The sequence below is a fragment of the Methylomonas fluvii genome, from assembly GCF_014850975.1.
In the GTDB taxonomy this organism is placed as follows: domain Bacteria; phylum Pseudomonadota; class Gammaproteobacteria; order Methylococcales; family Methylomonadaceae; genus Methylomonas; species Methylomonas fluvii.
Map to the genome: position 1 here is coordinate 1,322,913 of NZ_JACXST010000002.1, position 13,199 is coordinate 1,336,111.

At 49.9% G+C, this 13,199-nt stretch carries 14 protein-coding genes, 2 tRNA genes, 1 rRNA gene and 1 pseudogene; 4 read left to right on the forward strand and 14 right to left on the reverse strand.

The genetic code is table 11. The annotated features are described in order from the left end of the window. Nucleotides 1–164 precede the first annotated feature (164 nt). The 4 genes from EBB_RS15500 to tyrS all read right to left on the reverse strand — a co-directional run bounded on the left by EBB_RS15500 (nucleotide 165) and on the right by tyrS (nucleotide 3,574). Nucleotides 165–240: transfer RNA gene (locus EBB_RS15500), tRNA-Ala, on the reverse strand. 116 nt (nucleotides 241–356) lie between these two features. Beyond that, nucleotides 357–433, reverse strand: a tRNA-Ile gene (locus tag EBB_RS15505). 60 nt (nucleotides 434–493) lie between these two features. Then, nucleotides 494–2,027, reverse strand: a 16S ribosomal RNA gene (locus tag EBB_RS15510). A gap of 353 nt (nucleotides 2,028–2,380) precedes the next feature. Next, nucleotides 2,381–3,574: a tyrosine--tRNA ligase gene (gene tyrS / locus EBB_RS15515; protein ID WP_371741588.1), complete on the reverse strand. Its 1,194-nt coding sequence runs from the start codon at nucleotides 3,572–3,574 to the stop codon at nucleotides 2,381–2,383. A gap of 147 nt (nucleotides 3,575–3,721) precedes the next feature. Here tyrS and EBB_RS15520 point away from each other — a divergent pair, with 147 nt between their 5' ends. Both EBB_RS15520 and EBB_RS15525 read left to right on the forward strand, forming a co-directional pair. Then, nucleotides 3,722–5,017: a peptidoglycan DD-metalloendopeptidase family protein gene (locus EBB_RS15520; RefSeq protein WP_229427584.1), complete on the forward strand. Its 1,296-nt coding sequence runs from the start codon at nucleotides 3,722–3,724 to the stop codon at nucleotides 5,015–5,017. Between the two features lies 1 nt (nucleotide 5,018). Further along, a complete protein-coding gene (locus EBB_RS15525) occupies nucleotides 5,019–6,134 on the forward strand; it encodes an anhydro-N-acetylmuramic acid kinase (RefSeq protein ID WP_192395049.1) in 1,116 nt (371 codons plus the stop codon). Here the strand turns inward: EBB_RS15525 and erpA are convergent. Continuing rightward, nucleotides 6,126–6,458, reverse strand: coding sequence for an iron-sulfur cluster insertion protein ErpA (gene erpA, locus EBB_RS15530; protein ID WP_033159303.1), 333 nt, complete (start codon nucleotides 6,456–6,458; stop codon nucleotides 6,126–6,128). The genes EBB_RS15525 and erpA overlap by 9 nt on opposite strands. Before the next feature lie 254 nt (nucleotides 6,459–6,712). Between erpA and EBB_RS15535 the strand changes: the two are divergent. After that, nucleotides 6,713–7,462, forward strand: a pseudogene (locus EBB_RS15535) (IS5 family transposase). An 80-nt stretch (nucleotides 7,463–7,542) separates the two neighbouring features. Next, nucleotides 7,543–8,040: a SixA phosphatase family protein gene (locus EBB_RS15540; protein ID WP_192394663.1), complete on the forward strand. Its 498-nt coding sequence runs from the start codon at nucleotides 7,543–7,545 to the stop codon at nucleotides 8,038–8,040. Nucleotides 8,041–8,056: 16 nt separating this feature from the next. Here the strand turns inward: EBB_RS15540 and nirJ are convergent, their stop codons facing one another. From nirJ to EBB_RS15585, 9 genes are read right to left on the reverse strand one after another with little or no spacing between them, the layout of a single operon-like run. Then, nucleotides 8,057–9,196 (reverse strand): heme d1 biosynthesis radical SAM protein NirJ, encoded by a 1,140-nt coding sequence (gene nirJ / locus EBB_RS15545; protein WP_192394664.1) that lies wholly within the window; start codon nucleotides 9,194–9,196, stop codon nucleotides 8,057–8,059. A gap of 3 nt (nucleotides 9,197–9,199) precedes the next feature. Further along, the gene (gene ahbB / locus EBB_RS15550) at nucleotides 9,200–9,679 is read right to left on the reverse strand and encodes a siroheme decarboxylase subunit beta (RefSeq protein ID WP_192394665.1); all 480 of its coding nucleotides are present in this window, start codon (nucleotides 9,677–9,679) and stop codon (nucleotides 9,200–9,202) included. Next, nucleotides 9,679–10,122: an Lrp/AsnC family transcriptional regulator gene (locus EBB_RS15555; protein ID WP_192394666.1), complete on the reverse strand. Its 444-nt coding sequence runs from the start codon at nucleotides 10,120–10,122 to the stop codon at nucleotides 9,679–9,681. The genes ahbB (EBB_RS15550) and EBB_RS15555 overlap by 1 nt, the downstream gene beginning before the upstream one ends. A 2-nt stretch (nucleotides 10,123–10,124) precedes the next feature. Continuing rightward, nucleotides 10,125–10,694, reverse strand: coding sequence for a siroheme decarboxylase subunit beta (ahbB, locus tag EBB_RS15560; RefSeq protein ID WP_192394667.1), 570 nt, complete (start codon nucleotides 10,692–10,694; stop codon nucleotides 10,125–10,127). Beyond that, nucleotides 10,687–11,142: an Lrp/AsnC family transcriptional regulator gene (locus tag EBB_RS15565; protein ID WP_192394668.1), complete on the reverse strand. Its 456-nt coding sequence runs from the start codon at nucleotides 11,140–11,142 to the stop codon at nucleotides 10,687–10,689. Before EBB_RS15565 ends, ahbB (EBB_RS15560) begins: the two co-directional genes overlap by 8 nt. Nucleotide 11,143: 1 nt before the next feature. Beyond that, entirely contained in the window at nucleotides 11,144–12,322 is a 1,179-nt protein-coding gene (locus EBB_RS15570; RefSeq protein WP_192394669.1) for a cytochrome D1 domain-containing protein, read from the reverse strand. A gap of 17 nt (nucleotides 12,323–12,339) precedes the next feature. Beyond that, a complete protein-coding gene (locus tag EBB_RS15575) occupies nucleotides 12,340–12,450 on the reverse strand; it encodes an excalibur calcium-binding domain-containing protein (protein WP_192394670.1) in 111 nt (36 codons plus the stop codon). Next, on the reverse strand, nucleotides 12,447–12,962 hold the full coding sequence (locus EBB_RS15580; RefSeq protein ID WP_192394671.1) for a cold shock domain-containing protein: 516 nt from the start codon (nucleotides 12,960–12,962) through the stop codon (nucleotides 12,447–12,449). Before EBB_RS15580 ends, EBB_RS15575 begins: the two co-directional genes overlap by 4 nt. Before the next feature lie 11 nt (nucleotides 12,963–12,973). After that, nucleotides 12,974–13,186: a c-type cytochrome gene (locus EBB_RS15585; protein WP_225587465.1), complete on the reverse strand. Its 213-nt coding sequence runs from the start codon at nucleotides 13,184–13,186 to the stop codon at nucleotides 12,974–12,976. Between the last annotated feature and the right edge of the window lie 13 nt (nucleotides 13,187–13,199).

The following is a 13,199-nucleotide window of genomic DNA, read 5'->3' on the forward strand; positions in this document are numbered from 1 at the left end:
CGTTACTATAGTTACAGATTTCCATATTGTTAAAGAGCTATCGGTACGAATACCAATGCTATAAAGTCTTTATCTATTAACGAAGATAAAACCTCATAGCGTTGATGTTCTAACATCGACTATCTATTGGCGACGAACTGGTTGACCCTCAGCATTCAGCGTGATGGTGGAGCCAGGGAGGATCGAACTCCCGACCTCCTGCGTGCAAGGCAGGCGCTCTCCCAGCTGAGCTATGGCCCCTAAAACAGACTAAAGACCAAGACTCAAGCAGAAACCCAACTATTCGCAACCCTATCTATCTAAGCAGGAGTGTTGCTTGATCGTTTTCCGCCTTATTGCTTTCGCCTTTTATGCGTTGGTGGGTCTGGGAGGAGTTGAACCTCCGACCTCACCCTTATCAGGGGTGCGCTCTAACCAACTGAGCTACAGACCCAGGTGCGTCTTTCAATCGAAATAATTTGTTGTGAGTACGTGCAACGGTGTGCCGTCTTTGTAAGGAGGTGATCCAGCCCCAGGTTCCCCTAGGGCTACCTTGTTACGACTTCACCCCAGTCATGAATCACAAAGTGGTAAGCGCCCTCCCGAAGGTTAAACTACCTACTTCTTTTGCAACCCACTCCCATGGTGTGACGGGCGGTGTGTACAAGGCCCGGGAACGTATTCACCGCGGCATTCTGATCCGCGATTACTAGCGATTCCGACTTCACGCAGTCGAGTTGCAGACTGCGATCCGGACTGGGACCGGCTTTTTGGGATTCGCTTACTCTCGCGAGTTCGCAGCCCTCTGTACCGGCCATTGTAGCACGTGTGTAGCCCTACCCATAAGGGCCATGATGACTTGACGTCGTCCCCACCTTCCTCCGGTTTATCACCGGCAGTCTCCCTAGAGTTCCCGGCATGACCCGCTGGCAACTAAGGATAAGGGTTGCGCTCGTTACGGGACTTAACCCAACATTTCACAACACGAGCTGACGACAGCCATGCAGCACCTGTCTCAGAGTTCCCGAAGGCACTCCGCTATCTCTAACAGATTCTCTGGATGTCAAGGGTAGGTAAGGTTCTTCGCGTTGCATCGAATTAAACCACATGCTCCACCGCTTGTGCGGGCCCCCGTCAATTCATTTGAGTTTTAGCCTTGCGGCCGTACTCCCCAGGCGGTCAACTTAATACGTTAGCTCCACTACTAAGTTCTTTAAGAACCCAACAGTTAGTTGACATCGTTTACGGCGTGGACTACCAGGGTATCTAATCCTGTTTGCTACCCACGCTTTCGTACCTCAGCGTCAGTTTTAGTCCAGGGAGCCGCCTTCGCCACTGGTGTTCCTTCAGATCTCTACGCATTTCACCGCTACACCTGAAATTCCACTCCCCTCTACTAAACTCTAGTTGCCCAGTATCAAATGCAGTTCCCAGGTTAAGCCCAGGGCTTTCACATCTGACTTAAACAACCGCCTACGCACGCTTTACGCCCAGTAATTCCGATTAACGCTTGCACCCTCCGTATTACCGCGGCTGCTGGCACGGAGTTAGCCGGTGCTTCTTGTATAGGTAATGTCAGTCTACCGGGTATTAACCGGCAGGTATTCCTTCCTATTGAAAGTGCTTTACAACCCTCAGGCCTTCTTCACACACGCGGTATTGCTGGATCAGGCTTTCGCCCATTGTCCAATATTCCCCACTGCTGCCTCCCGTAGGAGTCTGGGCCGTGTCTCAGTCCCAGTGTGGCTGATCATCCTCTCAGACCAGCTATGGATCGTCGCCTTGGTAGGCCTTTACCCTACCAACTAGCTAATCCAACATAGGCTCATCTATTAGCGCCAGGCCCGAAGGTCCCCAGCTTTCCCCCGTAGGGCGTATGCGGTATTAGCGTGAGTTTCCCCACGTTGTCCCCCACTAATAGGCAGATTCCTATGCATTACTCACCCGTCCGCCACTCGTCAGCGCCCGAAGGCCTGCTACCGTTCGACTTGCATGTGTTAAGCATACCGCCAGCGTTCAATCTGAGCCATGATCAAACTCTTCAGTTTAATTTTAACTTGTTACTAAATAAGATTAGTAACCAATCTTGGCTCGACTACAGAACATCTTTTCTTGCGAATTGACGTGGTTTCTGTGTCGACTATTTTTAAACAGCACATAGTCGCTACACATACCCACACAAATTATTTCGATTTCGTTTGTTAAAGAGCTAGAGCATTTCGCCCTGTTGAGCCGACATATTCTACAGCGTTTTCAATGTTTGTCAAATTTATTTTTAAGTCATTTCAAAAACCGAAACCCAAAAAACAAACCCGCCAAACCAAGCCGACCACTTCACCGCTAAAATTTAAAAGTCAGAGCAGTGAAGAGCCGCTCATTCTAATCACTCGCCAGCCTCGCGTCAAGAAATTATTTCTATTCGCGCAAATTTTCTTTTCCCTACTTGATAAACATGCGTGCCAGGCGCCGAAATTGAAGCTTTCGGATCCTCCAGTTTTTCACCATCAATCTTTACTGCACCTTGTTTGATCAAACGTAGTGCTTCAGAAGTACTTTCCACTAACCCAGCATTTTTCAAAACATTAGCAATTGGCATACCCTGTTCATCGACTTTTATTTGAACCTCTTCGATAACATCCGGCAAAGCCCCTCGCTGAAACCGGGCCTCAAAACTTTCCAGAGCCGTTTTTGCAGCCTGCAGCCCATGAAATCTGCCAACAATCTCCTGTGCAAGCGCAACTTTGTAATTTCTTGGGTTTTCGCCACCCTCGCACGCAGCCCGCCAACCTTCTATTTCAGTCATTGGCTTAAAGCTCAATAACTTAAAATAACGCCACATGAGCTCGTCGGAAATCGACATGACCTTGCCAAACATATCGTCGGGCGCGTCCGCAATGCCTATGTAGTTATTAAGTGACTTGGACATTTTCTGCACGCCATCAAGCCCTTCCAAAATCGGCATAGTCAACACCACCTGAGGTTTTTGCCCATAACCTTCCTGCAATTGCCTGCCCATCAATAAATTAAACTTCTGATCGGTGCCACCCAGCTCAACATCTGCTTTCATGACCACTGAGTCATATCCCTGAATTAAGGGGTATAAGAATTCGTGAATTGCAATCGGCTGCCCACCCTTATACCGCTTACTGAAATCATCACGCTCCAGCATTCTCGCCACGGTATTTCTTGCCGCCAACTGGATTAACTCGGCACTGGTCATCGCCCCCATCCATGCCGAATTGAACTTCACTTCGGTTTTATCGGGATCAAGAATCTTAAACACCTGCGCCTGATAGGTTTTCGCGTTTTCCGCCACTTCTTCACGACTCAACGGCTTACGTGTGACGTTTTTGCCAGTCGGATCGCCGATCATCGCGGTAAAATCGCCTATCAAAAATTGCACGTTATGCCCCGCATCCTGAAATTGCTTCAGCTTATTAATGAGCACCGTGTGCCCCAGATGCAAATCGGGCGCTGTCGGGTCAAATCCGGCCTTGATTGTTAGCGGCCGATTTTCCTCCAACTTTTTGACCAAGTCAGATTCAAGCAAAATTTCTTCAGCGCCGTAACGCAACTGAGCCAAGGTTTCTTGCAACAATTTATTCTCCAAATAGCCTTAAGTTTTGGGCGCGCATTATAAGTGATGCAATTGTACGGAAGGATAAAAAATGGCCTTTTGTTGGCCTTATGCACCAAAATTCCCTACAATGAAACGCTCGACAAACAATGAAGTGTGATTACTGTGAAGAACAGAATACTCAAGTCGGTGCTTTTAGGCACCTGCACCGTTGTTGCCGCCAGCGCAAGTTACGGATTGATACCGCATAAAGGTTTTGAAGACGCAAAGACCTTGGAGCAAGACAGACTGATCTCGTCCAAGATCAACCAATACACTAAATACGTTGCCCCACCCGAAGTACAACATCTCGATATTACCGAAGAACTGGAACATACCGTTAAATCCGGCGAAAACCTTTCCAGCATTTTCTCCGACTTAAATCTTAGCCGAGAAGATTTGCATAAAATCATCCATGCCAACGCCACGGGCAAGCAGTTTGCCGATGTCGAACCTGGTCAGGATGTTGTTGCCACCCTGAATGCGTCAGGCGAACTGGAACAGCTTACCTACAGCAAAAACCCTTTCGAAACATTGATTGCCACCCGGCATGACGACGAATTCGATGTGGCATTGTTAAGCAAAAAAGTCGATTACCAAATTGCCAGCTCCAAAGGCTCTATCGATTCCTCACTGTTCGAAGACGGCAAGGAAGCAGGCCTGCCGGAAAAACTAATCCTGAAACTGGCTGACATCTTTGCCTGGGACATCGACTTTGCACTGAACTTAAGAGACGGCGACCAATTTACCGTCGTCTATGAAAAGCTGTTTGTGGACGGCAAAGAATTCGACACAGGCGAAATCCTGTCGGTTGAATTCGTCAACCAAGGCAAAACTTATACCGCCGTGCGGTTTGAAGACAACCAAGGCAACACCGGCTATTACACCCCGGAAGGCAACGGCCTGCGCAAAGCCTTCCTGCAAACGCCGATGGATTTTGCCAAAATCAGCTCGCATTTTGATTTGCACCGCAAGCATCCCATCCTGAACACCATCCGCGCTCACAAAGGCGTCGATTATTCCGCGGCCATCGGCACACCGGTTAAAACCACCGGCGACGGCAAAATCGTCTTCCGCGGCGTGAAAAACGGCTACGGCAATGTAGTGGAAATCGAACACGGCCAAAAATACTCAACCTTGTACGCCCACCTGTCCGGTTTCAAATCCGGTCAAAAACTCGGTAGCGCTATCAAGCAAGGCGACGTGATCGGTTATGTCGGCAAAACCGGCTTAGCTACCGGCCCGCATTTGCATTATGAATTCCGCATCGGTGGCGCGCATGTCAACCCGGTTACCGCCAAAATACCGCGCTCCATGCCTATGGATAACGCTTTACTGGCAAAATTCAAAGCACAAACCCAGCCATTTCTGGCGCAATTGAAACAAGCCAAAGGCGACGCATTGGTTGCTCAAAACCAATAAAGTGTCCGAGCTTTATATAGGCTTAATGTCAGGGACCAGCGTCGATGGTATCGATGCTGGTCTTGTAGATTTTAGCGACGGCAAAATACAACTTGTCGCATTCCATTACCAACCCTTTTCCGCCGAACTCCGGCAAAAAATTCACAAGCTTAGTCAAGCGAATCAGCCTGTTTTGTTAACAGATTACGGCTCGCTAGATAGCCAGATCGGTCGTTTATTCGGCGAAACCACGCTGACTTTATTAAGTAACGCTCAGATCCCAGCGAGCGCAATCAAAGCTGTCGGTAGTCACGGCCAAACCGTTTATCACGCCCCGGAGACCGGCAATGGCTTTTCTCTGCAAATCGGAGACCCGAATCGCATCGCCGAAATCACAGGCCTCACCACTGTCGCCGATTTTCGTCGCCGCGACATTGCCGTTGGCGGCCAAGGAGCCCCGTTGGTTCCAGCCTTTCATCAAGCGGTTTTTAGCGATGCAGCACAAGCCAGAGTCATCGTTAATATTGGCGGCATCGCCAACATAACGGTGTTAAACGATAAACCGGTCATCGGCTTCGATACCGGCCCCGGCAATGGTTTAATGGACTTATGGTGTCAAAAACATTGCAACCAGCCTTATGACTGCAACGGCGACTGGGCAGCGAAGGGCACCCCACATACTGCCCTTCTAGATACTTTAAAGGACGACGATTATTTCCGAGTAGCTCCGCCGAAAAGCACTGGCAAGGAATATTTTTCGCCTGCATGGTTACAGCAGAAGCTCAGCTTATTTCCAAACCTTGAGCCCGAGGATATTCAAGCCACACTCTGCCAATTCAGCGCCGATACTATCGCCGACGCCATTCGCCAATATGCGCCAAATACCTTGCAAACTTTGATTTGCGGCGGCGGAGCGCATAACAGGCAATTGATGAAGCTATTACGGAAAAGTCTCGATATGTCTGTAACTTCGACAGCGGAATGGGGAATCGCCCCGGACCATGTCGAAGCGATTGCTTTTGCCTGGCTGGCACGGCAAACCCTGAACAATTTGCCGGGAAATCTATGCAGCGTCACGGGCGCAGCTACGCCCGTGGTTTTAGGTGGGATTTATCCGGGTAAAAACGGCTTAAGCTGAGAAAGACGAGCCGCAACCGCAGGTAGTGGTCGCATTTGGATTGCGAATCACGAATTGCGCACCAGACAAGTCCTCCTTGTAATCGATTTCGGCACCGCTAAGGTACTGAATACTCATCGAATCGATCAGTACCGTCACACCGTCTTTGAGGATTTGCGTATCGTCGTCATTCACCTCTTCGTCAAAGGTAAAACCATACTGAAATCCGGAACAGCCGCCACCGCTGATATAGACTCTGAGCTTAAGATTATCGTTACCCTCTTCCTGAATTAAACCCGCTACTTTTTGCGCGGCACTGTCGGTAAAAACAATAGGATCGGACATATAAAACTCTATAAGCAATTGAAAGACTGGATGATTATGACTATACCCAGTAATTCAGTCAAGAATTATCAACTATATTTCCCAGGCTAGCGGTTAAAGCCCTAAAGACGCAACAACTACGCAATTATTTGCGCTAAATTTAGCTGGAACTTTACAACTCACTCTAGGGGCTGTTGCCGTTTTGGGCTGATAGCCTTGAAAACGAACTGATTTGCCCAAATGCTTGAGTTTTTCAATCAACCGATACTCAAGCGATGCCACGACAGTTGTTTACGGATGAATACTGGAATAAATTCAAAGCCATCATGTTGAGCCTGGGGATTTATGACAAGCCTTCGCTAAGACAAACGGTAGAGGGGATTTTTTATCGCTTGCGAGTAGGCTGCCCCTGGCGAGACTTACCTATAACGCTTGGCAAATGGAATGCCGTGTATAAACGATTCAACGCTTGGTCGCTTCAGGAAAAGTTGATGGGTATCTTTCGGGGACTGGTGGTGGAACCGGATTTGGAATGGGCATTTATCGACGGCAGTATTGTGAAGGCTCATCAACATAGTAGTGGCGCGGCCCATGAGCAGGAAACAGCCATCGGAAAATCCGTCGCGGGTAACACCACCAAAATCCATATGGTCGTTGATGCTTGCGGGCTGCCCATTCATTTCTCGGTGACGGGGGGCGAGGTGCACGACTGTAAAGAAGCGCCGGAATTGGTGGCTAAACTCCCTTTGGCTACCCACATGATTGCTGACAAAGGCTATGACAGTGAGTCTTTACGTATTCAAATTCGAGACAAAGGGAGTGTGCCTAGCATTCCTAGAAAACAGAACTCAACCATCGGGAATGACGAAATGGACTGGTGTCTCTACAAATATCGCCACCTCGTTGAAAATGTATTTGCGCGACTGAAACATTTCAGAGCCATCGCAACGTGATATGACAAATTGAAACGCAATTTTGAAAGTGTCGTCGCTTTGGCCTGCGCTTTCATTTGGTTGCCCATGTAAAACGGCAACAGCCCCTATTGCTTCGCCGAAAGTCCAAATGTGTCGATAGCCTAAAGATTCGCCCGACCAGGAGACGTACCATGCTTATCACCTTCCTCAGACACGCTACCGCAGAAGTTGGCGGCGTATCGACGCCCGACGCGGACAGAGCCTTAATCGATAAAGGTGAAAAGCAGGTAAAACGCGTCGCTGCATTTTGTTTGGCCAACGGCTTAATTCCGGGATCGATTTATTGCAGTCCGCTGTTACGCGCCCAACAGACCGCAAGAATCCTCAACCAGCGCCTGCCTGGCAGTCCAGCCCCGCAAACCGTTAATTGGTTGGCAATCGACACATCTAGCCCCAATATAATCACCGAACTTAGCAAACTAGCAGAGCAGGGCCTGGAGGACGTTTGGCTGGTCGGCCACGAACCGGACTTTTCGACTACCATTTCCCGGCTACTAGGCGTGGCTCCCGAGAACATTGTTATCAAAAAAGCCTCTTTAACTCGATTGGATGCCGATTTTTCGGATCAAGCTTCGGCTAAATTGCTGTGGAGCATCCCGTGCGCATTGATGCGCCAAGGTCAAGCCTAACGAAACTCAAGCCCATCTAAGCAAAAATTTCTTCGTCCAGCAGATAACAGCCCGGATCCTCGGCCCAAAAATCGCCCGTCATTTGCTGGGCGCGAACACGCGTATTGCCGTTGCAGATGCTTTGATAATGGCATTCACCACAGCGCCCTTTCAGCGGCCGTGGCGACGTTTTCAATCCGGTCATCAGCGGATCATTAACATCCATCCAGATTTCGGAAAAAGGTCGTTTACGCACATTACCCAAGCCGTAATGCCACCAGAACGTATCCGGATGGACATTACCGAGATTATCGATATTGGCTACGTTGACGCCCGAGGCGTTGCCGCCCCATTGCTTCAGCTTGGTGCGGATGTGCTCCGCGCGCTCAGGAAAGCGCCGCTTGACCCAATGTAGAAAATATACGGCATCCGCATCGTTGTTGCCGGTCACCACTTCGCGGTGTAAGCCTTGCTGTTCCCAACTTAACGACTTTTCGAACAAACTGTCCATAACCTCGCGGGTCAACTGAAACTCGGCGTCGTCTTTACGGTTTTTGTTGCCGCGGCCACCGTAATTCAAATGCGACAGATAGAATTTGTCGATGTCTTCGTCATCCATTAATTGCAACAAACCTTCGAAATCGTGGGCATTATCTTGGGTCAGCGTGAACCTGACGCCGGCTTTAATGTCGTGTTCACGGCATAAACGAATACCGGCCAGCGATGCCTCGAACGAACCTTGCTTCTGGCGGAACGTGTCATGGGTCTGACCAATACCATCCAGGCTAACGCCGATATATTGGTAGTCGATGGCGGCAATTTGCTTGATGTTAGATGGATTGATTAAGGTGCCATTACTGGACAAGGCCACATAAAATCCCATGTCGCGAGCGCGCTGCGAGATGGCAAAAATATCCGGATGCAGCAGCGGCTCGCCGCCGGACAGAATCAACACAGGGACTTTAAACGCCTTCAGGTCATCCATCACCGTGTAAATTTCCGGAGTGCTCAATTCGCCGGGGAAATTGATGTCGGCGGAAGTGGTATAGCAGTGTTTGCAGGTTAAATTGCAGCGGCGGATCAAGTTCCAAATCACTACCGGCCCGGCGGGTTTGCGCGGCGCCGTCAGCGGGGTTGGATGCAGCAGTTCGCGCATATATTGGCTCAATCTGAACATGCTTTATCCTCCGATTCTTAAACCGGTTTTTTTTAGAATTTTAGTGCTGTACAACACCTCATGGCTGCGTGCTTGCGCACCCAATAGTTCGGCAATGATAGCCACTTGCTCGCTGGCATCCTGTTCGGTCTTGCCGTGCACCATGGCGAACAGGTTATAGGACCACTCAGGCAAGTGCCGGGGGCGCTGATAGCAATGACTGACAAACGGCAGCATAGCCACTTTTTGTCCCAGTTCGTCGACATAGCCATCTTCGACATCCCACACTGTCATACCGTTAAAGCGGTAACCCAGTTTGTAATGATTGGGCACCGCAGCAATGCGGCGGACCACCCCGGTCTGTTGCATTTCGGCCAGGTGCAACATCACGGTTTGAGCAGACAAGCCCAGTTGCTCGGCAACAGCTTGGTACGGCTCGCTAACCAAGGGCAAACCGGCCTGGGTGGCCTGGATAATTTTCCGGTCTATCTCATCGATTGGCATTAGGCTTCCAATTGCAAACCAACATAGTATTCGCTGATCTTTGGCATATTGAAGACTCGCAGACCAGTTCGACGCTCGATTTCCGCGATCACCGTCGCCACTTGCTCGGGTTGTTCGGTAGCCAGCACAAACCACATATTTAATAAATGATTGCGGGCATAGTTATGCGCCACTTCAGGGAAGCTGTTGACGATTTCAGTGACTTCGTCAAAACGTTCGCCGGGTACTTTCAGCGCTGCCAAAGTCAGAGCCCCACCCATTTGTTCGGCATGATACATAGGCCCAAAGCGTGACAGGACGCCGTCGGCCAGCATGGTTTGTAATCTTGAGAGCAACTCTGCTTCAACAAGCCCCAATTCCTCGGCAACTCGTTGATAGGGTGCTGCGCAAATTGGGAAGCCTTGTTGCAGGCGGTTGATAATAGCTTTGTCTATGGCGTCCATGTTTAGGCGTGCATACCAAAAGACTGTTTGTTTTTAATCTCCTCAGCCCTGCTCTCTCCGGCAATACAGGGAACGGCCCCATCGCCATTGGCAATAGGGCGAGCATATAGAGCGCCACGCTGTTTAAAACAACGCCGGCTAAACAATACTTCGAATGGATACTCGCATAGATTACAGGCATGCCGCAGTTCGGCCCATTGTTCCAACACCACGTCTCGGGTCTTGCCATGAATCATGCAATACAGGTTATACGGCCAGATTTCGCCTTGGCGCGGGCGTTGATAACACAGATTCACACAAGCCTGTTGGCTGATCAAAGCCCCCACCCGAGCCACCCGGTCGTCTGGCACATCCATCACAATCATCGCATTAGCCCGGTAGCCGAGTTGACGATGCTTGACGACTACGCCCCAACGCTTGATTAATCCCAGGGTCTTCAAGCGGGCCAAACGCTCTATCACGTCTTGCTCGGCTATCGCCAATTGCTCCGCTATTGCCGCATAAGGCCTCGCCGCAATCGGCAAACCGGTTTGCACGGCGGCAATCAGTTGATAGTCGATAGCGTCAATCATGCAGATTTAGCTCAAATCCCAGGTTGATGAAATAGTCGGCCAGCATTGGCAGCAACATGGCGGGATAGCCGGTTTGGGACTCGATATCCGCAATAACGGCTTTAAGATGGATTTCGCTATCGGCAATCAACACAAACCATAAATTGAAACGATTTTCGCGTTCGTAGTTATGATTGACTTCCGGATAAGCGCTGACCAATTCGGCAACCCTTGGCAAATCAAATTCCGGCACCGCCATCGCCACCAGCGCGCTATTACCAATGCTATTGGGCGCGATAACTGGACCGATGCGGCTGATCATCTGCTGCTCGGATAATGTTTGAAACGCATTTAACACCTCATCCTCGCTGACACCAAGCTGTTCGGCAATATCGCGGTAGGGCGTCGGACTCAACGGAAAATCCTGTTGGTAGTCGTTGAGCAAGCGTTTGTGCAAGGGTGCTAGCATGTTACCAACCTATGCGATTGGCGCGATCAGTGAAGAAAATCCCGCTGGGTTTTTGCGCCGGCAGACGGGCCGTCTCTTGAAAAGTTTCGGTGTCGTAAACCATCATCCGATCCTCGTCGCGCACCGCCAGCCACACCGATTCGCCGCGCGGACTGAATTCCATATGCAGCACGGCCTTGCCGGGTTGCAGCGTTTTAAGCACATTAAAATCTTTCAAATCGATCACTTGCACGGTCTGATTATCCGGGAAGGCGAAATTCACCCAGACTTGCCGCCCATCCGGCCGCGAGGTAACAAACACCGGCTGCCCGGCCACCGGAATGCGTTTGACCAGCTCCCACTCGCGCGTATCGATCACCAACACTTCATGCAAGCCGACAGCCGGCACCAATAGCCAATCGCCGGCTACGGTCCAGCCTTCCAGGTGCGGCATTTTATAAACCGGCATTTGTTCGTCATCTTTGCCGTAGTCTTCCAGAATATGCTCGACGCCTTTTTCCGGCTGCCACAAATCCAGCAAAGCCAAACCTTTTTCACCAAACAACCCAGCGGCGTAGTAATGACCATCCGGTGTCAGTAAGGCGTCGTAAGGTTGTTTGCCGATGTCTTTAAATTTTTTCACCACAGGTTGACGCGGATTTTTAGCGTCAATCAACCAAATTTCGTTGCCTTCGAACAGGCTGCAAACGAAGCGTTGGCCCGGCGCATCCACCAAACCGACGACTTTGGATAATTTATTGTCTTCGCCATAAACTGCCGGAATCTCGGCCAGTTGCTCCAGCGTATCCGCCGAAAAAATCTTTACGCCGCCCGGCGTATAGTTCGATACGGCGATTAATTTGCCGTCTTGAGAAATCGCCCCGCCGATACTATTGCCGGCCTGAATGACGCGCTTGTCGATTTTATCCTGGAGTAAATCGATCTTGGTCAACCCACCGTCACGGCCGAACACATAGGCGAAGCGCTGATCGCGTGAGAACACGACGGAAGCATGCGATAAATCGCCCAAGCCTTCGATACGGCTCAGCGACGCGGGTTTCGTGGTGTTGACGATCTGGATGCTGCCGGTCTCCCGCTCGATCACTACGCCGAGATCGCCGGTGGGGCGCAACTCGGCACTGACTTCGCAAACCCACAATAACGAGACAGCAATGATTATTTTACGAATTAATCGGTTCATATGGACGCCAAGAGAAATTAATAATGCCCGCACCATTGATCTTCGCAAGGCCGCCCGTCATCATCACCATCCGTCACGCTACCAGGACAATTATTCAAATAAAACATAGCTTCTTCACATGAAGTCATTTGCGTACATCGCGTTTTACCTTCACATGTAAATTTCGTAGAAAATTGTATTTCAGGCTGTTTTTGTGCCCGATAGCTAACCTCGGTGGCCGGAGGCGGCCAAGAAGTAGAGCCTCACGACTTTTAAATTTATTCACCGCAAGACCAACGACAAGTACGGCAATAAAAACAGCACCAAATACTGATCGATAGTTACTACTTCTATGCCTATAAGCACTCGTCTTATTAGGTTGGGATTTAATCGCATTTTTTCGCGGAGCTAGCGGGGCCAAATTCACGAGCCGCCGTTCCGAGAATACGCTTTTCATCCCTTCGATAGTAACGCCGACGGCTCTTCTTTGACCTGTCAGATCGATGATTACATCGAAATAAACTATGTCACTTTCAACCGGCCTTCGGGTTGCACCTTTCAAGGACGAAATATGCAAAAACACATCATCACCGCCATCGTCGGGAGTAATAAAACCATACCTCTTATCGTCGATCCAACGTTTTAAAGTACCCTTTTGCACGCTAAACGAGTCTAATTTTGCCGTAGGCGTTGAATTAGCCAGTTAGTTTCATCAATATTGAGAAAATTCTTCCACGGCGGCATCGCCGTACCGGCTCGACCATTCTGGATTGCATCGATCAACAAAGCATCACTTTTATCAGCCAACGCATCCGGCATCAACGATGGCCCCAAGCCGCCTTTCGGCGGCAGGCCGTGACAGGAACCGCAATCGTGCTTAAGCATATTTAACAGCTCC